Below are 21,535 nucleotides of genomic sequence, written 5' to 3' on the forward strand. Positions count from 1 at the left end.
TCAGCCGATCTCGCGCAGCTCCTTGTCCTTGCCCTCCGGCGCCACGAGGACGGCGACCCCGGTGACGGCGGTCAACGCGATCCACCCCACCGCCACCGGCCAGAGCGAACCGCCGGCCGCCAGGGCGAGGCCGGCCGCGAGGATCGGGGTGAAGCCGGCGCCGAGGGTGGCGGCGGTCTGGTAGCCGAGGGACGTGCCGGTGTAGCGCACGCGCGTGGGGAACAGCTCGGCCGCGAACGCCCCGTACGGGCCGGCTGTGAAACCCTGGACGACGCTGAGCCCCAGGAACAGGGCCAGGAACAGGAGCACGACCTCGCCGGACTGGAGCAGCCAGAGGATCGGGAAGGCGAGCAGCACGGCGCCCGCGGTGCCGCCCAGCATGACCCGGCGCCGGCCGATCCGGTCGCTCAGCCGGGCCGCCGCGATGATCATCAAGATCGTGCCGACCCCCGCGAGCGCTTTGACGTTCAGCACCGCGGTCGGGTCGAGCGTCGCCTGCTGCACGGCGTAGGAGAGCGCCCACGCTCCCATCAGGCCCTGCGCCGCCTGGCCGGCGATGCCGGCGCCGACGGCGATGGCGAAGTTGCGGGGGTAGCCGGTGAGGACCTCGAGCACGGGTGCCTTGCGCTCGTGCGCCCCGGCGGCCAGCTCGGTGAACACGGGCGACTCGGCCACCTTCAGCCGGATCACCAGCCCGACCGCCACGAGCACCGCGCTGAGCAGGAACGGGATCCGCCAGCCCCAGGCCAGGAACTCGGCGCGGGGCAGTGTCGAGGCGGCGCTCAGCACCAGCGTCGCGACGATCGTGCCGGCCGGGGCGCCCATGTAGGCGAAGGAGGCGGCGAACCCCCTGGTGCGCTTGCGCGCACGCTCGAACGCCAGCAGCATCGCCCCGCCCCACTCGCCGCCCACCGCGACGCCCTGCAGGATCCGCAGGGTCACCAGGAGCAGCGGCGCGGCCACGCCGATCTGCCCGGGCGTCGGCAGCAGCCCGATGAGGACGCTCACCGTGCCCATCAGCACGAGCGTCACGACGAGCATCGCCTTGCGGCCCACCCGGTCGCCGAGATGACCGAAGACCAGGCCGCCGATGGGCCGGGCGACGTAGCCCGCCGCGAGTGTCCCGAACGACAGCAGCAGGGCGACGCCCTCGCCGACTCCGGCGAAGAAGACCTCGCCGAACACGATGCTCGCTGCGGTGGCGTACAGGATGAAGTCGTAGTACTCGATCGCCGTGCCGAGGAAGCTCGAGGCGAGGATCCGGCGCATCTCGCGCTGCTCGGCGACCTGCTGCGGTGGCGCGGAGGTCATGGCTGCACCTCGACGGGGGTTGAGGAGAGCTCCAGCACGGCCAGGTCGTCGGGCACGTGCAGCGCGCCGCCGAAGGCCTCCCCGGCCGCCAGCCACGACGACGGCGGGGCGTGGGGTGGCACGAGGTGGTGCAGCGCCAGCGCCCGTGCCCCTGCCCGCTCGGCGATCACGCCCGCCTGGTGCGGGGTGGTGTGCGCTCGCCGGTGGTGGGCCATGATCGCCTCCCGCCGCTCCCCCGCCGGGTACCGGGCCGAGAGCAGGTCGAGGTCGATCGCCTCGTGCAGCAGCAGGTCGGTGCCGGCGGCCAGCCGCACCACGTTGTCGCACGGCGCCGTGTCCCCCGAGATCGTGACCGATCCGGACGCGGTGTCGAAGCGGAACGCGAACGCGGGCGCCGTCGGCGGGTGCGCCACCAGCGTGGCCGTCACCTCCACGTGCTCGTCCCGGTGGACGACGAACGGCTCCATCGGCGGTGCGACGTCGCCGTCGGGGTCGAAACCGGTCCCGTCCGGGACGGCGATGTCGTGCACCGCGAACTGCTCGGCCGGCGAGCGGACGAGCGAGTCGAACAGCCGGTCGTTGATGTCGGTCGCATAGGCAGCGCACAGGTGGCGCACCAGGTCGACGGTCCCCGGCGTCGGGTCCTGCGGTGCGACGGGCTGCGGGATGGTGCGCGCGTGCTCCGACAGCGGGGGCAGCGCGCCCCGCGGTCCCGGTCCGTGGACGGTGACCGGGGCCGCCGCCCGGTCGCCGCGCTCGAACAGCCCGAACAGCAGCAGCGACGGCAGGTCGACGACGTGGTCGGAGTGCAGGTGCGTGAGGAACACCGCGCGCAGCCGGTCGAGCGGAAGGCCGGCGCGGGCGAGCTGACGGCCGGCGCCGTACCCGCAGTCGACGAGGTACACCGCGTCGCCGACGACCACCGCGGTGCTGATCCCGCTTCGGCCGTTCGCATCCGGGCGGTCCCACCAGCGCGGGCCGCCGGCCGTTCCGAGGGTCACCACGTGCGGCATGGGCACTCCTTCGTGTCGCCTCCGCTTACCGTGCGCCGGGACACTTCCGATGTAAAACTGGTTCTTTTGAGCGTTGGAATAACCTGCGCTTATGAAGGACGTGACCCTGCGGCAGCTCGAGTACTTCGTCGCCGTCGCGGAGGAACAGTCGATCACGAGAGCCGCCGCGAAGTGCCACGTCACGCAGGCGGCGATCAGCCAGGCGCTGCGGGAGCTGGAGGCGGTGCTCGGCGTGCAGCTCGCCATCCGGCGCAAGTCGAAGGGGGTGCACCTGACCTCGACCGGCCGTGCCGTCGCGACCCGGGGGCGCACCCTCCTCGGCGAGGTCAAGCACCTGGTGAGCGCCGTTGACGACACCTCGACCGGGGCCTCGGGCACCTTCACGGTCGGATGCTTCACGACGCTGTCACCCGTCGTGCTGCCCGAGGTGGCCGAGTTCCTCGTTCACGCCTACCCGCGGGTCGCACTCGACATCGTCGAGGGGTCGGGTCCGGAGATCCAGGAGCGGATGCTGCGCGGCCAGATCGACCTGTGCTTCCTCTACGAGGCACAACGGCACCCCGAGGTGAGCACGGTGCTGCTGCGCGAGCGCCGCTACCGCGTCGCCGTCGCCCCCGGCCATCCGCTCGCCGCACACGACGCGTTGCGCGTGGCCGACCTGGAGCCGTACCCGGCCGCCGTGCTGAACGTCGAGCCGGCGTCGTACCTGAACGAGGCGCTGCTGCGCCGGTGCGGGATCACGCCGAACGTGGTCTACCGCACCGCCAGCGTCCAGACCATCCGCGCGCTGGTCGGGCGCGGGCTGGCCTGGGCGCTGCTGATGGAGGAGGTGGCAGCCAGCCACGAGGGGCGCCCGTTGCGCTTCCTGCCCGTCGTCGACGACCTCGGCACCAACTCGCTGCTGGCCGCGCTCCCGAAGGGGGTGCGCCCCTCCCCGCTGACCTCAGCCGTGATCGACCACTGCCGCGCGGCCCTGCACCGATCGCACGACCGATCGCACGGCGAGGGTCGCTGACAGCACCACCGACGGCACCGCCGACAGCACAGCTGACAGCACAGCCGACAGGACCGCCGCCGCCGCGCCCGCGAGCCGCGACAGCCGCGCCGCGCGGGCGAGGTCGACCGGAGTCGGCGGCGGCCCGGCGCCGAGGCGGGGCCGCTCCTCCACCCCGTGGGCGTAGACCGTGCGGCCGCCGAGCGTGACGCCGAGGGCCCCCGCGGCGGCCGCCTCCACCGGTCCCGCGTTGGGACTGGGGTGGGCCGCACCGTCACGCCGCCACACCGCGAGCGCGCGCCGCGGCGAGCCCCCGACCGCGGGCGCGAGCCCGGCGAACAACAGCGCCGACACGCGGGCGGGCAGCAGGTTGGCCGCGTCGTCGAGCCGCGCGGACGCCCAGCCGAACCTCCGGTACCGGGCGGAGCGGTAGCCGACCATGGCGTCGAGCGTGTTCACGGCCCGGTAGCCCAGGAGCCCCGGGATGCCGGCGGCGGCGCCCCACAGCAGGGGGGCGACCACGGCGTCGGAGGTGTTCTCGGCCATCGACTCGGTGCCGGCGCGGGCCATCCCGGCCGCGTCCAGCGCAGCCGGGTCGCGCCCGCAGAGCGCGGGCAGGCGGGTGCGCGCGGCCGCGAGGTCACCCGCGGACAACTCGCGGGCCAGCGCGGCGCCGTGGCCGGCGAGCGACGCCCCACCCAGCACCGCCCAGGTCGCGAGGGCGGTCAGCGCGGTCCGGGCGAGCGGCGAGCGCGCGGTGACCCTTTCCGCGAGCACCCCCAGCCCGGCCGCCCCGCCGACGAGGACGGCGGTGTACCAGGCCCCCGACGACCTGCGGTCGGCGTAGCAGCGACGCTCCAGCGCGGCGGCCGCACGCCCGAAGCCGGCGACGGGGTGGCCGCGGCGCGGGTCGCCCAGGAGCGCGTCGGCGAGCGCCCCCAGCAGCAGCCCGGCGGGCCGGGCCAACCCGTGCGCGCCCATCCGTCAGTCGCCCGCCACGGCCTGCCCGAGACGCAACCCGTACAGGCGCTGGGCCTCGCGGGCGATCTGGTGCAGCGAACACGGCCAGCGCTCCCCCGACCCGCTCGCGGTGCGGCAGCAGGCGCATCGACCGAGGCGGTCGGGCACGTGCACGGCGAGCAGCCGGCGCCACACCTCCGGCATACCGGACATGAGGTCTGCGATGCCGCCCACCGGCTCTGGTTGCGTCACGCCCCGTCCAACCCGCGCGGGCCGGGTCGGCCATCCCGTCCCGCTGCCCCGGTCGCCGAGCGGCGCGGACCGCACGACCGGCCGCGCGTGATGCCCGTCATAGCAGCACGCACGACCGATCGTCGGACGACGGGGCCCGCTGGGCGCGGCCCGCTCAGAGGGTGTACTCGCCCGCGGGCGCGGCGGCCGCGTCGGCGTGCAGCTCCTGCTCGCGGCCCCGCAGCTCGACCCGGCGGATCTTGCCGGAGATGGTCTTGGGCAGCGCCGCGAACTCGAGCCTGCGGATCCGCTTGTAGGGCGCGAGGTTGTCGCGCGCGAACTCGAGGATCGACCGGGCCGTCTCCTCGTTCGGCTCGTAGCCCGCGGCCAGCGCGACGTACGCCTTCGGCACCGCGAGCCGGACCGGGTCCGGGGACGGGACGACCGCCGCCTCCGCCACCGCCGGGTGCTCGATGAGCACGCTCTCCAGCTCGAACGGGCTGATCCGGTAGTCGGAGGCCTTGAACACGTCGTCGGAGCGCCCGACGTAGGTGATGTAGCCGTCCGCGTCGCGCGTGCCGACGTCACCGGTGTGGTAGTAGCCGCCGGCCATCGCCTCGGCGTTGCGCTCCGCGTCGCCGCGGTAGCCCACCATCAGCCCGAGCGGGCGCTTGGACAGGTCGATGCAGATCTCGCCCTCGTCGGCGGGCTGCCCGCTGACCGGGTCGAGCAGCACGATCGGGTAGCCGGGGATCGGCCGGCCCATCGAGCCGGGCTTCACCGGCCGGCCCGGCGGGTTGCCGATCTGCAGCGTGGTCTCCGTCTGGCCGAAGCCGTCGCGGATCCGCACGCCCCACGCCTTCTCGACCTGCTCGATCACCTCGGGGTTGAGCGGCTCCCCCGCCCCCACGACCTTGGCGGGCGGTTTCGCGAGCTTCGACAGGTCGGCCTGGATGAGCATCCGCCACACCGTGGGCGGCGCGCAGAAGCTCGTGACGTTGCAGCGGTCCAGCACGCCCAGCACGGACTCGGCGTCGAACCGCGCGTAGTTCATGACCAGCACGCACGCCTCGGCGATCCACGGCGCGAAGACGTTGCTCCACGCGTGCTTCGCCCACCCCGGCGAGGAGATGTTGAGGTGCACGTCGCCGGGCTCCAGCCCGATCCAGTACATCGTCGACAGGTGCCCGACCGGGTAGGACGCGTGGGTGTGCTCGACGAGCTTGGGCTTCGCCGTGGTACCGGAGGTGAAGTACAGCAGCAGCGTGTCGCTGCCGCGGGTGACGCCGTCCGGGGTGAACTCGGCGGACGCCGAGGCCGAGTCGGCGTAGTCCAGCCAGCCCTCGGGGGCACCGCGCACCGCGATCCGCGTGTAGTCGCCCTCGACGTCGTCGAACTTGGACGCGTCCGCCCCGCCGACGACGACGTGCTTCGCGCCGCCCCGCTCGAGCCGGTCGCGCAGGTCGGCGGCGGTGAGCAACGTGGTGGCCGGGATGACGACGGCGCCGAGCTTCATCGCGGCGAGCAGCGTCTCCCACAGCTCCACCTGGTTGCCGAGCATGAGGATGATCCGGTCGCCGCGGGCGACGCCGTGCTCGCGCAGCCAGTTGGCCACCTGGTTCGACCGGGCGGACAGCTCGGCGAACGTCCAGTGCGCCTCGGTGCCGTCCTGTTCGACGATCCACAGCGCCCGGGCCGCACCGCGCTCCGGGTCGGCGGCGACCGCGTCGAAGTGGTCGAGCGCCCAGTTGAACTCGTCGATCTCGGGCCAGCGGAAGTCACGGTAGGCCGTGTCGTAGTCCTCGCGGTGCGCCCAGAGGAACTCGCGGGCCGCGTAGAAGTTCTCAACGGACGGGTTCATGACCTCACCTCGTAGTAGCCGCGCTGCCGACCTGACATTAGTGAGTCGCCCCGCCCGTGGCTCACCCCGAACGGACAGGTCGCGGAACCGGTCCCCCGAACGCGCCGCGCGCGCGGGCCCCACGCCCGGGTCCGCCGCGCCTACGGTGGCCCCGTGACCGCCACCGGCCGACGCGCCCCGAGCCCGACCGTCGGCCGGGCGGCGGCCACCGCCGCCGTGCTCGCGGCCGTGCTCGCGGCCGTGCTCGCGGCCGTGGCCGCCGGGTGCTCGACGGCGCCCGAACCCGCGGTGGAGCCGCCGGCCCCGCCCACCACGTCCGTCGCACCGACCCCGTCGTCTCCGGCAACCGCGTCGCCTCCGGCAACCACGTCGCCTCCGGCGGCCGCCACGGAACCGGACGCACCGGGGTCGAATGCGGTGGAGCTGCCCTGGCCCGCCGCGACGGCGGCCGACGCCGCAGCGCTGCAGGCCGAGGTGGACCGCGGCGCCCAGCCGTGGCTGCTCGACCCGTCCGAGGTGGCGATCGCCTACGCCGCAGCCGCGCACGGCTGGCCCGATGCCGAGGCCTACCCGGGCCCGGACGGCACCAGCGTCGACGTGCGCAACGCGGCCGGTGAGCGGATCACCCTCGGCCTCAGCCAGCCCGCCCGGCACGGGGACGGCGGCATCTGGGTCGTGACGTCCGAGCGGTGACGCCACCGGCGCAACCGCGCTCACAGCGCGTGGCGATCCGAACACGCGCTCGCTTGTTCGGGTGAAGTCTGCCCGGGAGTGCAGCGTTCCTGAGGCATCCTGCGATGCAGAGGGTGACGCCGCCGCACGAGTGGGCGGCCCCGGTGCCCAGGGGGGCAGATGACCAACGACCTCGTCCAGCAGGACATGTTCACCGTGCTGCACGGCCAGCCCGCGCCGGTCGTGACGCGCTGGAGCTACAGCGCCTACGACCCCTTCGCGGTGTCGCTCGCGGTCAGAGCGAGACACGACCGGTGGGTCGAATGGCTCATCGGTCGCGAGCTGGTGATCGACGGGCTCGAGGGCCCGGCGGGCGAAGGCGACGTGCGGATGCGCCCGCGCACGGTCCAGGGCTACGACATCGTCGAGATCGAGATCCGCTCCCACGACGGGCGCGCCGTGCTCGAGGTCGACCGCGGCCTGCTGCGCTCCTTCGTCGAGCAGACGCTCGAGCTGGTCCCCCTCGGCACCGAGGCCGACCGGATGGACCTCGACGGCGAGATCGCCCGCATCACCCGCAGCTGCGGCGCCGAGTAGCCGAGCTCGGCCCGGCTCAGCGCCACGCCCCGGGTCCGGCGTCCCGGCTGCCGTCCGCCCCGGCCCCCGTTCCACCCGACGCCGGATCCCGATCGATCCGCCGGGCCGTCGGCTCGGCACCGCTCCCCGGCGCGAGCGGCCGGCCCCCCGGCAGGCCCGGGTCGAACACGTCTCCGTCCTCGCGGACGTCCCGCGCGGCGGCGGCCGCGGCGCCCTCGGCCTCCGGGTCGTCGCCGAGCGCATCCTCCAGCTCGGGGTCGTCGAGCTCGGGCAGGCCCGCGACGGACGGTTCCACGGCGACCGGCGCATCCGGGTCCTCGGTGGTGTGCACGGCGGCCTCCTCGGCGCCCGCGGCGCCACCGTCGACGCCGACGTCCACCGCGTCCACGGCGTCGGGGGTCTCCAACGCCGCCCCCTCCCCCGCCATCGCGATCCGGCCGGACCGGTCCGCGTCGACCGGATCGCCGACCGGATCGCCGACCGGATCGTCGCCGCGTTCGCGGTCCAACCGCTCGTCGAGCGACTCGCCCTCGCGCATGCCGCGCGCGGTGACGGCGTCCTCCTCGGCGAGGTAGGGCCGGTCCGGCGGCGAGTAGCCCGCGTCGAGCGGGTCGGCCCCACCCGGCGGCGACGCGAGGGTCTGCTCGGTCTCCAGCTGCACGGACGCCCCCAGGTCGGGCGCCTCGGGCTGCTGTTCGAAGTCGCGCTGCGCCATGACGGCGTGCACCTCCCGTGGTCGTGCCTGCAGTGCTCTGCCGTCCACCGGCACCTGGGACCTCGCGTACCCGGCGCCCCGGGCGGCCACACCCGGCGCGGTCAGTCGGTGACCCGGTGCGTGTCGATGCGCACGCCGCAGCGGGGCTTGCCGCCGAGGTCGCGGGTCAGCCGCAGGCAGGTCTCCACCCACAGGTTCAGCTGGATCTCCTTGGCCAGCCGCAGCCGCGTGTACAGCAGGTCCGACAGGCGGTCGCCGGAGCGGGCCCACGACTCGATCTCGAACAGCAGGTCGTCGCCCTCCGGGCGGCACCGGAACTCGATCTGCCCGGCCTCGAGGTGGCCGCGCAGGGTCGCGAGCCGGAACGACGCGTGCCCCATGCCGATCACCCGCACCGGCCCGTCCCACGGCCCGGGCATCCGGATGAGGAACTCGTCGCCGACGCGCATCTCGCCCTCGACGCCGCGGACCTTCTCGAACGACGCGACGTCGGCGGGCGCGCCGCAGTTCGGGTCGCCGGACAGGCGCCCGATCACCTCCTCCGGCGACGCCGACGCGCCGGAGATCCGCACCGAGTACCGGCGGTGCACGAGCGGGCCGACGCCGTCCTCGATGCGCTGCAGGTCCTCGTCGACCAGGTCGTCGGGGACCTGCCAGGGCCGCTCGGCGGAGGGCCCCGCGGTCTCCGACCGGCGCATGGGGGTGGTGCGCCACATGTACTGCCAGCTCACCCTCGCCAGGCCGAGCGGCCAGCGCAGGACGACGGCGGCGCGGTGGGCGAGGTCGCCCGGGGCGCGGCGGGAGCAAGAGCGTAATGCCACGGAAGCTCGGGTACCCGTCCTGCATGATCCCGAACGCGGCCCTGCTGCGCCGCACCGCTCTCGTCAGCCGCGCCGTGTCGCTCTCCTCCATCGCGCTGTGCATCGGGCTCTGGATCCGCGCCAAGACGGTCGACCAGGAGGAACGGGGGAACGCCGAGCGCCGCGCCATCTTCGTCGGGCTGTGGCCGGCGATGTTCTGGCTGATCGGCGACAGCATCGACGACGTCGCGCACCGCGCACCCGAACGGTGAGGCGGCCGGACCTCGCCGACATCGTCGACGCGCTGCGGGACCTTCCCGTCAACTACGACGAGGCGCAGGCGCCGCCCGCCGTCACCGCGGGCTGGCACCGCGACCGGCGGGTGCTGGAGCTCGGCTACGAGGCGCCGGGCGAGCCCGAGCCCGGCGGGCTGGTGGAGACCGCGGCGGCGCTCGTGAACAACTACGAGTTCAGCGACCCCTCCATCCTGCGTGCGGCCTTCCGCTACCCCGGCGACCTCGTCGGCCGCGAGATGCTGCTCGAGGCCCGGTTCCTCGTGCTGCGGTTCCTGCTCGGGGTGCGCATCACCGCCGAGATCGACGAGGTGCGCTCCGGCCCGAACGGCCCGGAGCGGGTGATCGGCTGGTCGTACCAGACCCTGCGCGGCCACCTCGAGCAGGGCCGGCTGGGCTACGAGCTGGCCAAGCAGCTCGACACCGGTCGCGTCGAGTTCCGGATCGTCGCCTACTCGCGCCGCGCCCCCGCCCGCAGCCCGGTGATCGCGCTCGGGTTCCTGCTGTTCGGGCGGCGCACGCAGCTGAGGTTCTACCGGCAGGCACTGGCCCGCCTGCACCGGCTGCTGCAGGACCCGCCCGAGCCGCCCAAGCCGGGCCCGGACGGGCTCATCCGGGCGCCCAGCGGGGTCGAGCCGGGCCGGTTCGAGGCGTTCACCCTGCGCATCGCCCACCCCGGCCGGTGACCTCCCCGGCGAGTCGCGGGCTGGGTGCCGGCGAGTCGCGCGCCGGGTGCCGGCGAGTCGCAGGCCTGCAGGCGGCGCCGCGCAGCGAGCCGGGCCGCCAACCGGCGGCCCCCCGTGTCGGGGCGAGTTCACCAGCCGTGGGTGTGTGAAGTCGCCCGAGCACCGCGGCGTGGCGGCCGGGCCTGCGATCTGCACGGGTGGGCCGTGCGGATCGCCCGTACCGGCCTGCGCACCGGCTGGGTGACCATGGCGGCATGCCCAGGTGGAGGCGGTGGGAGCGCGGCGAGGATGATCCCGCCGTGGTGATCGACGCACCGCCCGCCGACGACGCCCGGCTCCGCAGGGCGCGGGCGGCCGTGCTCGGATCGCTGGCCGTCTCGGTCGCCTCCGCCGCGATCTGGCCGGCGATCGTGGTGCAGCGCGACGAGCCGCGCCCGCTCTGGCAGGTCCTCGGCGGCGCCGGGATCCTCGCCGTCGCGGTCACCCAGGCGGCCGCGCTGTACGCCTGCGCCACCCCGGGGCTCGCGGCGCGCACCCGGCGCCGGTTCGTCGTCGCGTTCCTCGTCGCCGCGGCCGCGTCGGTGCCGCTGGTGGCGCCCGTCGGCCGTGGCGGGGAGGGGAGCTGGGAGCCGTGGGCGTGGCTGGGGGCCGCGGTGGTCGGGTCGGTACCGCTGCTCGTGCGGGCCGCCCCGGCGGCGGTCACCGCCGCGGCGGCGACCGGGGTGTCCGCGGTGCTCGGCGCCGCGACCGGCGGCTCCGCCCTCACCGCCGCGGTGATCACGGCCGGGATCGGGGTGAGCCTGCTCGCCGTCCACGGCCTGCCGGTCGTGCTGTGGCGCCTGGTGCTGGAGGCCCGCGACGGTCGCGAGGCGCAGGCGCGGCTCGCCATCACCGAGGAGCGGCTGCGGTTCGCGAGCGACGTGCACGACCTGCTCGGCCACCACCTCTCGGTGATCGCGCTCAAGGCCGAGCTCGCCGAGCGGCTCGCCACCGCCGACCCGGAGCGCGCCGCCCGGGAGGCCGGCGAGGTGCGCGAGCTCGCCTCGTCCGCGCTCGCCGAGATGCGCGAGGTCGTGCACGGCTACCGGTCCGTCGACCTCGCCGCCCAGCTCGACGCGGTCGCGCGGGTGCTCGGCTCCTCCGGGGTGCGCTGCACGGTGGACGGCGACCCCGGCCCGCTGCCGGGGCCGGTCGCCACCGGGCTCGCCGCCGCGGTGCGCGAGGCGGGCACCAACGTGCTGCGCCACAGCCGGGCGAGGTGGTGCAGGATCGAGCTCGTGCGGACGGGGGAGGAGGTGCGGCTCACCGTCATCAACGACGGCGCGGGCGACGCCCGGCCCGACGCCCACAGCTCGGGGCTGCAGGGGCTGTCCGAGCGGCTCGCGCGGTCGGGCGGGCGGCTGCGCACCACCGTCGCGGACGGGGTGTTCACGTTGGACGCCGTGCTGCCGGTGCGGGAGCCATGATCCGCGTACTGCTCGCCGACGACGAGGAGCTGATCCGCACCGCCCTCGCGGCCCTGCTGGACCTCGAGCCCGACCTCGAGGTCGTCGCCCAGGCCGGGGACGGTCGGGGCGCGGTCGAGGCCGCCGTCGCCCACCGCCCCGACGTCGCGGTCGTCGACCTGGAGATGCCGGGGCTGGACGGCATCACGGTCGCGAAGGAACTGTCGACGGCCGCCCCGTCCTGCGCCGTCGTGATCCTCACCGGGCACGGCAGGCCGCCGCACCTGCAGCGCGCGCTCACCGCGGGTGCGAAGGGCTTCCTGCCGAAGGGCTCGCCCGGCGGCGCGCTCGCCGACGTGATCCGGCGGGTGCACGGCGGCGCCCGCTACGTCGACCCGGCGCTCGCCGCCGACGCGCTGTCCGCCCGGCCCTGCCCGCTGACGCCACGCGAACTGGACGTCCTGCGCGAGGCGGGCGTCGACACCCCGGTGTCGGTCGTCGCCCGGCGGCTGCACCTGTCGCAGGGCACGGTGCGCAACCACCTCGCCGCGATCACCGCGAAGCTCGCCGTCCCGACCCGCGCCGAGGCCTTCCGCACCGCCCGCGAGCAGGGCTGGATCTAGCGCCGGGTGGCGCGGAACCGGAACACCCGCGGCACCGCGTCCACCTCGACGTCGGTGAAGCCGGCCGCCTCGAGCCGCCCGGGCAGGGTCGCCGGGTCGACGACCGTCATCGTGTCGCCGATGTGGATCAGTCGGAAGCGCAGGTTGAGCCGGCTGTCCAGGCCCGCGAACACGCCGCCGGGGCGCAGCACGCGGGCGGCCTCGGCGAACAGCCGGTCCTGCTGCTGCGGCGAGGGCACGTGGTGCAGCATCGTGAAGCAGACGACGGTGTCGAACGACGCATCGGCGAACGGCAGGTCCGCCCCGTCGCCGGTGCGCACGTCGACGCGGTCGCCCAGGCTCGCGCGCACGCCCGCGGCCAGGTCGGGGTCCACCTCCACCGCGGTGAGGCGACCGCCCCGCTCCGCGAGCCACCGGGTGGTCACCCCGTAGCCGGGCCCGATCTCGAGCACGTCGCCGTCGAGCGGAACCGACCGGCACACCCACGGCAGCACCTCACCGTGCATCCGGGTGGCCCACTTGTCCGAGCGGCAGATCCGGCGGTGGAGCAGGTTCATCGGCACGCCCGCGAGGCTAGGGCGGGCCGGCCGTGTCCGGCACCCGCTAGCCTGCCGATCCGTGTCGCGATCCGGCCATCCACCCGGACTGCTCGCGCCGCCGTCGGGAGCGGCGCTCGTCGGCCGGTTCGCGCTGTCCCGCGGCCGTCGGTTCGCCGAGCACGTCCACCCCACCCACCAGCTCGCGTGGGCCGAGCGCGGGGTGCTGTCGATCTCGGCGGGCGACACGACGTGGGCGCTCCCGCCGACGCGGGCGCTGTGGATCCCCGCCGGGGTGCGCCACACCACGGCCGCGGCCACCGCCGCCGCGATGCACAGCCTCTACCTGCGCCCTTCCCGGGTCCCGACGGCCTTCGCGCGCCCCACGGTGCTCGCGGTGACCCCGCTGCTCGCCGCGCTCATCGGGCACCTGGGCCGGGCCGGGCTGGGCGACGCCGAGCGGGCCCGCGCCGAGGCGGTGCTGTTCGACCAGCTCGTCCCCGCCCCGGTGGCGTCGGTCGAGCTCGCCCTCCCCCGCGACGAGCGCGCCCGCCGCGTGGCGGACGCCCTGCTCGCCGACCCGGCCGACGACCGCGGGGTGGACGCGCTGGCCCGGCTCGCCTGCACCAGCCCGCGAACGCTGCACCGCCTGTTCCGGGAGACCACCGGCTGCGGGCTGGGCGAGTGGCGGCTGCGGGCGCGGATGCGGACCGCCCTCGAGCTGCTCGCAACCGGCCTCCCGGTGGGCGTGGTGGCCCACCGGGTCGGCTACCGGACGCCGAGCGCCTTCGTGGCGGCCTTCCGCAAGGTGCTGGGCACGACCCCGGCGCAGGTGTTCGGCCCGGGCGGGCCGTGATCCGCGCCCGGGACCTCAGCGCGGCCGGTGCACCGGGACCCGCACCAGCCGCCCGTCGGGCGACAACCGGCCGCTGCGCCGGGCGTCCTCGAGCATCTCGGCCCAGCGCTTCGACCACGCCGCCGCGGCGGCCGGGGTCATGCTGATCACGGCGAGCGAGCGCAGCACGGCCGCGTCCAGCATCGCGACGTCGTCGGCGGCGAGCTCGCCGGTGGCCGTCGTGCTGAGCGCCTTGCGCAGGGCATCGGTGTCGAGGTCGGTGGTCAGGCGCAGGACGGAGAGGTCGTCGGGGTCCTGCACGACGGCGCCCGCGGCCGCCATTCGCACGATCACCCGACCGATACTGCCGCATGGGAGCGCCCCGGGCGGGCACTCGTCGGACATGACGGACCGATCGCACGGCATCCCCCCGGCCGACCTCGCCGACGACGACCTGCAACGGGAGCTCGCCCACCTGCACGAGACCCGCCACGACACCGTGCTCGGCGGCAGCGAGTCCGCCCTGCACGCCCACACCGAGCGGATGCTCGCGCTGGAGCAGGAGTTCCTGCGCCGGTTCCCGGAGCTGGGCGCCCCCGACCCGCTGCGCACCCGCGCCGGGAGCCGGGAGAACGCGGGCCAGCCGGTGCCCGGTCGCGACCTGGGCTGACCCGCCGCGGCGTCAGGCGGGCACGCCGGGCAGGTCCTGCTGCTGCAGGGCCGCCAGCAGCAGGAGGCGCGGCGTCCCGGGGGCGGTGCGCGCGGTCAGGCGGACGACCCCGCCGCCGAGCTCCTCGACCACCGGATCGCGCAGGAGCTGGGCCCACGGCCGACGCCCGGTCCGCGACTCGCCCGTGGCGACCGCCTCCTCGACCGCGGCCGCCGTCGTGCCGGTGGCGCACAGGACGGCGGTCGCGACGGCGTCGTCGTCCGCGTCGTCGTCCGGGGCGGGGCGCACCCCGACCGCGCGCAGCGGCCCGAGGCTGCCGCCGGCCACCATCGCGGCCGAGACGTCGCCGAGGCACGCGGTCATGGCCCGCACGTCGGGGTCGTCGGCCAGGTCGTCGCCGGGGCCGTCCACGAGCTCGACGGGTGCGTCCGGACCGCCGAGCGCGACGTCGGCGCCGAGCGGACGCACGTTGGCCGCCTCCACCGTGAGGGGCTCGTTCAGCAGGTCGAGGTCGCGGCGCAGGGCGCCGTCGCGGTCCGCCCACCCCGAGGCCTCGGCCCGGGCGCGGACGGCGTCGCCGTCCTGCCCTCCGATCAGCAGCGTCGCGAAGCGCGGCTTCCGTCCCACCGCGATGACCGCGTCGGCGGCCTCCGGGTCGACGCCCAGCACCTCGGGGGCCCGGCGGCCGTGGTGCGCGAGCCCGCTGACCGGGGCTTCCCGCCCCAGGGCGTCGCTGCGGTCGACGAACTCGAGGTAGTCCGGGAACGGCCCGTCGACCCGCCGGAGGGCCCGTTCCAGCGCCGTGCTCTCGACAGGCACGGCCTCGGCGACGGTGTCCCCCTGGGCGGCGTCCTCGGGGGCGGCGGGCGCCTGTGCGCAGGCGCCGAGCGCCAGGGCGAGGAGGACGAGCAGCGGCCGCGATCTCATTCGTGATCTTCCTTTCGGGCGACGCCGTCCCGGACGGCGTAGGCGAACGGCGCCTGCGACGCCCCGGCGGGGTCGCGGACGGTGACCTCCACCCGCATCCCGTCGGGGATCGGCGCCGTGCGGACCTCCAGCGCGGTGGGGAGCACGCCCCGGTCGAACGCGCCCGTGAGGTCCGGGTCGGTGGTGAGCAGCGCGAACACCGGCGCGAGCCGGTCGAGGTCGGCGACCGCGCCGTCCGCCGCCTCGATCTCGACCACCGGCCGGACCGGGTCGCCGACCATGAGCGGCGGCAGCACGGGCACGAGGGCGGGCAGCGGCGGCAGGCCCCCGACGCGCTCGACCTCGATGAGCGCGGCGACGTGCTCGCCCCGCCGTGCGGGCGCGACGGTGCGGTCGACCGCCACGCCGAGGTCGAACACACCGCTGCCCAGGTCGCCGGCGGGGACCGCGGCCGCGAACCCGTCCCGCGCGGTCCGCACCCGGACGCCGGTCGCGGCGACGTCACCGACCAGGTACGCGCCGGACAGCGGGAGCACGACCCCGCGCTCCAGCGCGCTGCCGATCAGCTCGACCGTCCCGCTCGTCGCGCGCACCGGGTCCCCGCGCTCGGGCACCTGCAGCTCCCCGATCCGGACCAGGACGCGGTAGCCGGCCACGGTCTCCTCGACGACGACGACGCGCGGATCACCGGCGCCGCCGAAGCGCCCGGCGTAGAGCACGCACGAGCGCGCGAGCGCGAACTCCGAGCCGTCGAGGTCGCCGAGGGCCTCGGCGCGCCGGTCGGTCAACGCCCGCCACGCGCGGGTGAGGAGGTCGGCATCGCCCTGCAGCTCGCCCCGCGCCGGTGGGCACGGCCGCGGGCGCTCCGCGGCGGCGCGCCACGCGTCGACGGCCGTCACCGACCCCGTGGCCACCGCGGCGACGAGCAGCAGGGCGAGCGCCCCGCCCAGGAGCTTCGGCATGCGGTGATCGTCGCCGGTCGCCGCTTCGGCGACATCGGTAGTCCTACGCACGCCGGGCGACGCGCGGCCGGTTGCGCGTCACCACGGCCACCGCGACCGCCGTCGTGACCGGCACGGAGGCGACCACGCCGATGCTGCCCACCAGGGTGCGCACCACCTCGGTCGCGACGACCTGGGTGGTGAGGACGTCGCCGAGGCCGCGCTGGTTGGCTGAGAAGACCAGGAGCAGCGGCAGCGTGGTCCCGGCGTAGGCGAGCACGAGCGTGTTCACCGCCGACGCGACGTGGTCGCGGCCGATCCGCATGGCCGAGCGGAACAGCGCCGCGCTGCGCAGCCCGGGGTCGGCCTGCCGCAGCTCCCAGACGGCGGAGGTCTGGGTCACGGTGACGTCGTCGAGCGCGCCGAGCGCGCCGATCATCAGGCCGGCGAGCACGAGCCCCCGCCCGTCGACGCCGGTGCCGAGCGCCGCGGCCAGGTTGGCGGTGTCCTCGTCGGCACCGGTCAACCGCGCGAGGTGGGCGAACGCCGTGCCGAGCAACCCGATCAGAACCAGGCTCACCAGCGTGCCCAGCACGGCGGTGGAGGTCCGCGCCGAGAAGCCGTGGGTGAGGTAGAGCGCCCCGAACATGATCGCGCAGCAGCCGACGACCGCGACGGCGAGCGGGTCGCGGCCGGCGAGGATCGCGGGCAGCACGAACGCGATCAGGGTGGTGGCGGTCAGCGCGAGCGCTGCGAGCGCGGCGAGGCCGCGCCTGCCGCCCAGCGCGACGACGGCGGCCGCGAACAGCATGGCGAGCACCAGCAGCGAGTGGTCGCGCTGGAAGTCGACCACCGCGTACGCCCCCGGGTCGGTCAGCTCGTCCTCCGGCACGGAGAGCACGACGTCGTCGCCCGCCCCGAACGGCGCATCGCCGCGCACGACCGACACCTCGGTCACGACGCTCTGACCGGCCAGCGGGCCGTCGCCGATCGCGACCGTGAGCGCGAGGCAACCCTCGGCGCCCGGATCGTCGCCGCAGAAGGTCTCGGTGGCGGAGGTGACGTGCCCGTCGACGCGCACCGCGCCCACGTCGTCGGCCGCGGCCGGTTCGCCGAACGGGTACAGCAGGACGAGGCCGACCGCCGTCGCGAGCGCGCACGGCACCAGCAGCGCCGCGATCCACGTCCGCACCACGCGGTCGGCCGGTGGCGCGGGCCGGTGCCCGTGCGCGTGGCCGTGCGCGTGGCCCGGGACGTGGCCGGCCCGGGCGTCCGCGTCGAGCTTGCGGTGGCGGCCCCGGTGCCGGGCGCGGTGATCCCTGGCACTCACGCGCCAGATCCTCACCGGTGCCCGGCGCCGTTCCCGTCCGGGTGACGGCTACCGCCCGGCCGTCACGACGCGAGCGCGCCCCGCCCGGGGTTCCAGCGCAAGCTGAGCCACGTGCGGAACGCGGCGGGCCGGTTGGTGATCACCCCGTCCACGCCCGCGACGGCGGCGGCGCCCCACTCGTCGGGCTCGTCGAGCGTCCACGGGTAGACGCTGTAGCCGGCTTCGCGCAGTCGCATCGCGAGCCCGGGCATCTCGATGGGCAGCTGGCCGATCGGGTTGCAGCCTGCGACCTCGAGCTGCGGCAGGCGCTCCATCAACCCGTCGAGGTGCTCGCGCTCGAACACCAGCAGCGACCGCGGGAGGTCGGGGGCGACCTCGCGGGCCGCGGCGACCGTCTCGGTCTCGAAGCCCTGCAGGATCGCCCGCCCGACCAGGCCGTGCCGCCGGATGGTCTCGACCGGCCCCCGGAGCTGCGCGGCGGTCCAGGTGCCCTTGAACTCGATCAGCCAGCCGACGTCGGGGTGGGCAGCGCCCCACTCGGCGACCTCCTGGAACGTCGGCACGGCGGCGCCGGCGAACGCGGGCCCGAACCAGCTGCCCGCGTCGGCGGCGCCGAGCGCGCCCGACGGGGTCGCCGCCACCTCGGCGTCGATTCCCGCGGTGCGCAGCGCCGTGGCGTCGTGCATGATCACCGGGACGCCGTCGGCGGCGAGCCGCACGTCGATCTCGATCAGATCACTGCCTGCCGCCACGGCCGCCTCGAAGGCGGCGATCGTGTTCTCCGGCGCGGACGACGAGTCGCCCCGGTGCGCGATGGTGCGGATGTGGCCCGGCTGGGGGCGCAGGGACTCGGGGAGCCGGTCGCTCGGTACGGCTCTAGATGTAGCGTGCAACGTTCTGCTCGTACGATGTCTGGATTTCGGCAGCAGCGGTGGAAAATGCAGCAGCGGGGTTCTCGTTCTGCAAAACGATCTTCTGGATCGCTGTGGTGAGGTACTGATCGCCGGATGGGACGAACGCCCGGGCCCAGTCTTGCACACGCGTCGTCGCGAGCTGGTCGACGGCCGTACGGGCCTGCGGCGTCTCGGCGAACACGCCCGCCATCTCCGGGCTTTCGATCGCCGAGGTGCGCACGGGCATGTAGCCGGTGCCCGCGGAGAAGTGCGCCGTCTGCGCGGTGTCGGTGAGGAACTTCAGGAACATGCCCGCGGCGAGCTGCTGCTCGGGCGACTTGGCCGACGCGATCGCGATGCCGGTGCCGCCCGTCGGGCACGCCGGCCCGGCCGGGCCCTTGGGCAGGAAGCCGGTGCCGACCTCGAACCGCGCCTGCTCGAGGATGCCGCGCAGGGACCCGGTGGAGGCCATCGTGCAGGCCGTGACGCCCGCGGAGAAGTCGGCGACGTACCCGTCGTCACCGCCCTGGGTCGGGGCGGCGAACCCCTTGTCGTGCACCAGCGCGCGGACGTACTCCCCCGCGTCGAGGGTCTCCGGCTTGTCGAGCGTGAGCGTCCACTCCTGCGAGTACGCCCCGCCCCGGCCCCACATGAAGTTGTAGAACCACCAGGCCGCCCAGGACGTCCCCGTGCCGAGCCCCAGCGGGGCCCGCCCGACGATCTGCGCGAGCGCGGGCGCCCACGCCTCGAACTCCTCCCACGTCTCCGGCGCGCGGTCGGGGAGGCCGGCGCGCTGCCAGATCTCGCGGTTGTAGTAGAAGAGCGGCGTCGAGCGGGCGTAGGGCAGCGCCCAGTGCCGGCCGGCGAACGCGTAGTCCTCGTAGAGCGTGCCGATGTAGTCGTCGGTGTCGATCTGCAGGTGCTGCGCCAGACCGTCCAGCGGGATGATCTGGCCGTTGATCATGTAGCGGAACCACCAGACGTCGCTGGCGCCCACCAGGTCGGGCGTGTTGTCGGTGCCCGCGGCGGCCTGGAACCGCTGCGCGATCTCGTCGTAGTTCTTGCCCGCCGTGACCAGGTTCACCGTGATCTGCGGGTTCTGTTCCTGGAACCGGCGGATGTACTCCTTCTCCAGTTCGATCGACGTGCCCGGGTGGTTGCTCCACCAGGTGATCTCGGAGGCGGGCTGCACCCCCGACCAGTCGATGTCGGCCTGCGCCGCGCCGCCCGCGTCGGAGATGGTGGGCCCGCCGCAGGCCGCGAGGGCGGCCGAACCGCCGAGCAGGGCACCCAGGCGTAGGAGTCCGCGCCGGGACAGTTCGGGTGGGGTCATGTCGTGCCTTCCTGGGGGACGGGTTTCATCCGGTGACGGCGCCGGTGACCAACCCGGCGACGATCCGGCGCTGGAGGAGGAAGAAGACGGCGAGGACGGGGACGGTCACCAGGACGGTGCCGGCCATGATCACGCCCCAGTCCGGGACGCCGTCGAAGTTCATGAGCAGGGTCAGCCCGACCGGGAGCGTCATCATCTCGGGCCGGTCGATCACGAGCAGCGGCCAGAGGTAGTCGTTCCACTCGGTGACGATCGACACGAGCCCGACGGCCGCGATGGTGGGCCCGGAGAGCGGCACCACGAACCGCCACAGCCGCCGCCAGTGCCCGGCCCCGTCGATCTCGGCGGCCTCGAGGATCGAGCGGGGAAGGGTCAGGAAGTGCTGGCGGAACAGGAACGTCCCGAACGCGCTCGCGAGCCCGGGCATGATCAGCCCCTGGTAGGTGTTGAGCCACCCGAGCTGGGCGACCAGCGCGTAGTTGGGGATGAGCACGATCTGCTGCGGCACGAGCAGCGCGCACACCACCACGTAGAAGAAGAACCGCCGGAACGGGATGTCGACGAACACCAGCGCGTAGGCCGTCATGAGGCCCAGCAGCATCTTGAGCCCCGCGCCGACCACCGTGGCGATCGCGCTGTTGACGAAGAACGAGCCGAACGGGACGGTCTGGGTCGCCGTGGCGTAGTTGGTGGGGGCGAGCGACTCGGGCAGCCACTGGATCGGCAGCCGGTAGATCTCGTCCATGCCCTTGAAACTGGCGAGCACCATCCACACCAGCGGCAGGACCATGACGGCCACCGCGAGCAGCAGCGTGAGGTATCCGCCGACGGCGGGGCGCGCCGCCGGCGGCCGCGGCTGCGCGGGGGCCGGGGCGGCCGTGGCGCTGCTCATGCGTAGTGCACCTTCCGCTCGACGAACCGCAGCTGCACCAGCGTGATGACGAAAAGCAACAGGAACAGGATCGTGGCGATCGCCGACGAATAGCCGGCACGCCCGGCGGCGAATCCCTCGAGGTAGATCGAGTACATCATCGTGGTGGTCCCCTCGAGCGGGCCGCCGTTCGTCATCGCGCGGATGATGTCGAACGACTGCAGCGAGGTCAGCAATGTGGTGATGCCCAGGAAGAACGTGGTGGGACCGAGCAGCGGGAGCACCACGGAGAAGAAGGAACGGACCGGTGATGCGCCGTCCAGGGACGCCGCCTCCAGCAGATCGCGGGGCACCGCCTGCAAACCGGCGAGATAGATGATCGCGACATATCCGACGTTCTTCCAGAGATAGACGATGATGACCATCGCCAGCGCCCATTCCGGGTCGGTGTACCAGTCCGGAGAACCGATGCCGAACGCGCCGAGCAACGCCGACAGCACGCCGAAGTTCGGGTCGAACACGAACAGCCACAGCAGGCCGACCGCCACCCCGGACAGCACGTAGGGGGCCACCACGATCGTCCTGGCCGCGCCGCGGAAGCGCAGCTTGCGGTTCAGCAGGACCGCGAGCAGCAGGCCGAGCACCATGCCGCCGCCGACCGTGGCGAGGGTGAAGATCGCGGTGATGGTCAGCAGGCGCGGGGTTCCCGGGTCGGCGAAGAAGTCCGCGTAGTTCGCCAGGCCCACCGATCGGGCGGTGGGCGAACCGAGGTTCCACTGCAGCGTCGACAGGTAGAACGACTGCACGAGCGGCCGGTAGGTGAACACCACCAGCAACGCGATGTTCGGCCCCGCGAGGAGCGCGAAAATCAGCCAGTTGCGCACCCGGTTGCGACGGTGGGCGCGCGGCCGGGAACGCCGCGCTCGCGGCGCCCCGGCCCGCCGGGCCGGGGTTTCCGGCGGCGAGGTGGCGGTGGCCATGTGGGAGAGGTCCTCCGT

Annotated in this window: 25 protein-coding genes; 9 read left to right on the plus strand and 16 right to left on the minus strand. The window is 74.8% G+C overall.

Annotated elements, in window-relative coordinates:
• Both VKZ81_RS27030 and VKZ81_RS27035 read right to left on the minus strand, forming a co-directional pair.
• Positions 1–1,311, minus strand: coding sequence for an MFS transporter (locus VKZ81_RS27030; protein ID WP_324244513.1), 1,311 nt, complete (start codon positions 1,309–1,311; stop codon positions 1–3).
• Positions 1,308–2,324: an MBL fold metallo-hydrolase gene (locus tag VKZ81_RS27035; protein WP_324244514.1), complete on the minus strand. Its 1,017-nt coding sequence runs from the start codon at positions 2,322–2,324 to the stop codon at positions 1,308–1,310. Before VKZ81_RS27035 ends, VKZ81_RS27030 begins: the two co-directional genes overlap by 4 nt.
• A 91-nt stretch (positions 2,325–2,415) precedes the next feature.
• Here VKZ81_RS27035 and VKZ81_RS27040 point away from each other — a divergent pair, with 91 nt between their 5' ends.
• Positions 2,416–3,339, plus strand: a complete 924-nt coding sequence (locus VKZ81_RS27040; protein ID WP_324244515.1) for a LysR family transcriptional regulator — start codon at positions 2,416–2,418, stop codon at positions 3,337–3,339.
• Here the strand turns inward: VKZ81_RS27040 and VKZ81_RS27045 are convergent.
• The 3 genes from VKZ81_RS27045 to VKZ81_RS27055 all read right to left on the minus strand — a co-directional run bounded on the left by VKZ81_RS27045 (position 3,268) and on the right by VKZ81_RS27055 (position 6,370).
• Positions 3,268–4,299: a cobalamin biosynthesis protein gene (locus tag VKZ81_RS27045; RefSeq protein ID WP_324244516.1), complete on the minus strand. Its 1,032-nt coding sequence runs from the start codon at positions 4,297–4,299 to the stop codon at positions 3,268–3,270. The two genes, VKZ81_RS27040 and VKZ81_RS27045, sit on opposite strands and share 72 nt — an antisense overlap.
• Before the next feature lie 3 nt (positions 4,300–4,302).
• Positions 4,303–4,530, minus strand: coding sequence for a hypothetical protein (locus tag VKZ81_RS27050; protein ID WP_324244517.1), 228 nt, complete (start codon positions 4,528–4,530; stop codon positions 4,303–4,305).
• A gap of 154 nt (positions 4,531–4,684) precedes the next feature.
• Positions 4,685–6,370 (minus strand): AMP-binding protein, encoded by a 1,686-nt coding sequence (locus VKZ81_RS27055; RefSeq protein WP_324244518.1) that lies wholly within the window; start codon positions 6,368–6,370, stop codon positions 4,685–4,687.
• 153 nt (positions 6,371–6,523) lie between these two features.
• On the opposite strand from VKZ81_RS27055, the gene VKZ81_RS27060 reads away from it, so the two are divergent.
• Positions 6,524–7,063, plus strand: coding sequence for a hypothetical protein (locus VKZ81_RS27060; RefSeq protein ID WP_324244519.1), 540 nt, complete (start codon positions 6,524–6,526; stop codon positions 7,061–7,063).
• Between the two features lie 159 nt (positions 7,064–7,222).
• Positions 7,223–7,639, plus strand: coding sequence for an SsgA family sporulation/cell division regulator (locus VKZ81_RS27065; RefSeq protein ID WP_324244520.1), 417 nt, complete (start codon positions 7,223–7,225; stop codon positions 7,637–7,639).
• A gap of 16 nt (positions 7,640–7,655) precedes the next feature.
• Here VKZ81_RS27065 and VKZ81_RS27070 read toward each other — a convergent pair whose 3' ends face one another.
• On the minus strand, positions 7,656–8,354 hold the full coding sequence (locus VKZ81_RS27070) for a DUF5709 domain-containing protein (RefSeq protein ID WP_324244521.1): 699 nt from the start codon (positions 8,352–8,354) through the stop codon (positions 7,656–7,658).
• A 101-nt stretch (positions 8,355–8,455) separates the two neighbouring features.
• Complete coding sequence (locus VKZ81_RS27075; protein ID WP_324244522.1) at positions 8,456–9,175, minus strand: DUF1990 family protein; 720 nt, start codon at positions 9,173–9,175, stop codon at positions 8,456–8,458.
• Positions 9,176–9,198: 23 nt separating this feature from the next.
• On the opposite strand from VKZ81_RS27075, the gene VKZ81_RS27080 reads away from it, so the two are divergent.
• The 4 genes from VKZ81_RS27080 (at position 9,199) to VKZ81_RS27095 (ending at position 12,201) form a co-directional block, all read left to right on the plus strand.
• The gene (locus VKZ81_RS27080) at positions 9,199–9,426 is read left to right on the plus strand and encodes a hypothetical protein (RefSeq protein ID WP_324244523.1); all 228 of its coding nucleotides are present in this window, start codon (positions 9,199–9,201) and stop codon (positions 9,424–9,426) included.
• Positions 9,423–10,133, plus strand: coding sequence for a DUF1990 family protein (locus VKZ81_RS27085; RefSeq protein WP_324244524.1), 711 nt, complete (start codon positions 9,423–9,425; stop codon positions 10,131–10,133). The genes VKZ81_RS27080 and VKZ81_RS27085 overlap by 4 nt, the downstream gene beginning before the upstream one ends.
• Before the next feature lie 254 nt (positions 10,134–10,387).
• The gene (locus tag VKZ81_RS27090) at positions 10,388–11,599 is read left to right on the plus strand and encodes a sensor histidine kinase (protein ID WP_324244525.1); all 1,212 of its coding nucleotides are present in this window, start codon (positions 10,388–10,390) and stop codon (positions 11,597–11,599) included.
• Complete coding sequence (locus VKZ81_RS27095) at positions 11,596–12,201, plus strand: response regulator transcription factor (RefSeq protein ID WP_324244526.1); 606 nt, start codon at positions 11,596–11,598, stop codon at positions 12,199–12,201. Before VKZ81_RS27090 ends, VKZ81_RS27095 begins: the two co-directional genes overlap by 4 nt.
• Here VKZ81_RS27095 and VKZ81_RS27100 read toward each other — a convergent pair.
• Entirely contained in the window at positions 12,198–12,758 is a 561-nt protein-coding gene (locus tag VKZ81_RS27100; RefSeq protein ID WP_324244571.1) for a class I SAM-dependent methyltransferase, read from the minus strand. The genes VKZ81_RS27095 and VKZ81_RS27100 overlap by 4 nt on opposite strands.
• 61 nt (positions 12,759–12,819) lie before the next feature.
• On the opposite strand from VKZ81_RS27100, the gene VKZ81_RS27105 reads away from it, so the two are divergent.
• Positions 12,820–13,593, plus strand: a complete 774-nt coding sequence (locus VKZ81_RS27105) for an AraC family transcriptional regulator (RefSeq protein ID WP_324244527.1) — start codon at positions 12,820–12,822, stop codon at positions 13,591–13,593.
• Between the two features lie 15 nt (positions 13,594–13,608).
• On the opposite strand, the gene VKZ81_RS27110 is transcribed toward VKZ81_RS27105, so the two are convergent.
• Positions 13,609–13,926 (minus strand): hypothetical protein, encoded by a 318-nt coding sequence (locus tag VKZ81_RS27110; RefSeq protein WP_324244528.1) that lies wholly within the window; start codon positions 13,924–13,926, stop codon positions 13,609–13,611.
• Between the two features lie 49 nt (positions 13,927–13,975).
• On the opposite strand from VKZ81_RS27110, the gene VKZ81_RS27115 reads away from it, so the two are divergent.
• On the plus strand, positions 13,976–14,242 hold the full coding sequence (locus VKZ81_RS27115; RefSeq protein WP_324244529.1) for a DUF6158 family protein: 267 nt from the start codon (positions 13,976–13,978) through the stop codon (positions 14,240–14,242).
• A 12-nt stretch (positions 14,243–14,254) separates the two neighbouring features.
• Here the strand turns inward: VKZ81_RS27115 and VKZ81_RS27120 are convergent, their stop codons facing one another.
• From VKZ81_RS27120 to VKZ81_RS27150, 7 genes are all read right to left on the minus strand, one after another.
• Positions 14,255–15,169, minus strand: coding sequence for a hypothetical protein (locus tag VKZ81_RS27120; protein ID WP_324244530.1), 915 nt, complete (start codon positions 15,167–15,169; stop codon positions 14,255–14,257).
• On the minus strand, positions 15,166–16,131 hold the full coding sequence (locus tag VKZ81_RS27125) for a hypothetical protein (protein WP_324244531.1): 966 nt from the start codon (positions 16,129–16,131) through the stop codon (positions 15,166–15,168). Before VKZ81_RS27125 ends, VKZ81_RS27120 begins: the two co-directional genes overlap by 4 nt.
• Before the next feature lie 43 nt (positions 16,132–16,174).
• Entirely contained in the window at positions 16,175–17,440 is a 1,266-nt protein-coding gene (locus tag VKZ81_RS27130; RefSeq protein ID WP_324244532.1) for a YibE/F family protein, read from the minus strand.
• Between the two features lie 62 nt (positions 17,441–17,502).
• On the minus strand, positions 17,503–18,333 hold the full coding sequence (locus VKZ81_RS27135; RefSeq protein ID WP_324244533.1) for a glycerophosphodiester phosphodiesterase: 831 nt from the start codon (positions 18,331–18,333) through the stop codon (positions 17,503–17,505).
• Positions 18,317–19,666 (minus strand): ABC transporter substrate-binding protein, encoded by a 1,350-nt coding sequence (locus VKZ81_RS27140; protein WP_324244534.1) that lies wholly within the window; start codon positions 19,664–19,666, stop codon positions 18,317–18,319. Before VKZ81_RS27140 ends, VKZ81_RS27135 begins: the two co-directional genes overlap by 17 nt.
• 25 nt (positions 19,667–19,691) lie before the next feature.
• Positions 19,692–20,558, minus strand: a complete 867-nt coding sequence (locus tag VKZ81_RS27145; protein WP_324244535.1) for a carbohydrate ABC transporter permease — start codon at positions 20,556–20,558, stop codon at positions 19,692–19,694.
• The gene (locus VKZ81_RS27150; protein ID WP_324244536.1) at positions 20,555–21,517 is read right to left on the minus strand and encodes a carbohydrate ABC transporter permease; all 963 of its coding nucleotides are present in this window, start codon (positions 21,515–21,517) and stop codon (positions 20,555–20,557) included. Before VKZ81_RS27150 ends, VKZ81_RS27145 begins: the two co-directional genes overlap by 4 nt.
• Positions 21,518–21,535: the final 18 nt, after the last annotated feature.

The sequence above is a fragment of the Pseudonocardia sp. genome (assembly GCF_035305885.1).
GTDB lineage: Bacteria > Actinomycetota > Actinomycetes > Mycobacteriales > Pseudonocardiaceae > Pseudonocardia.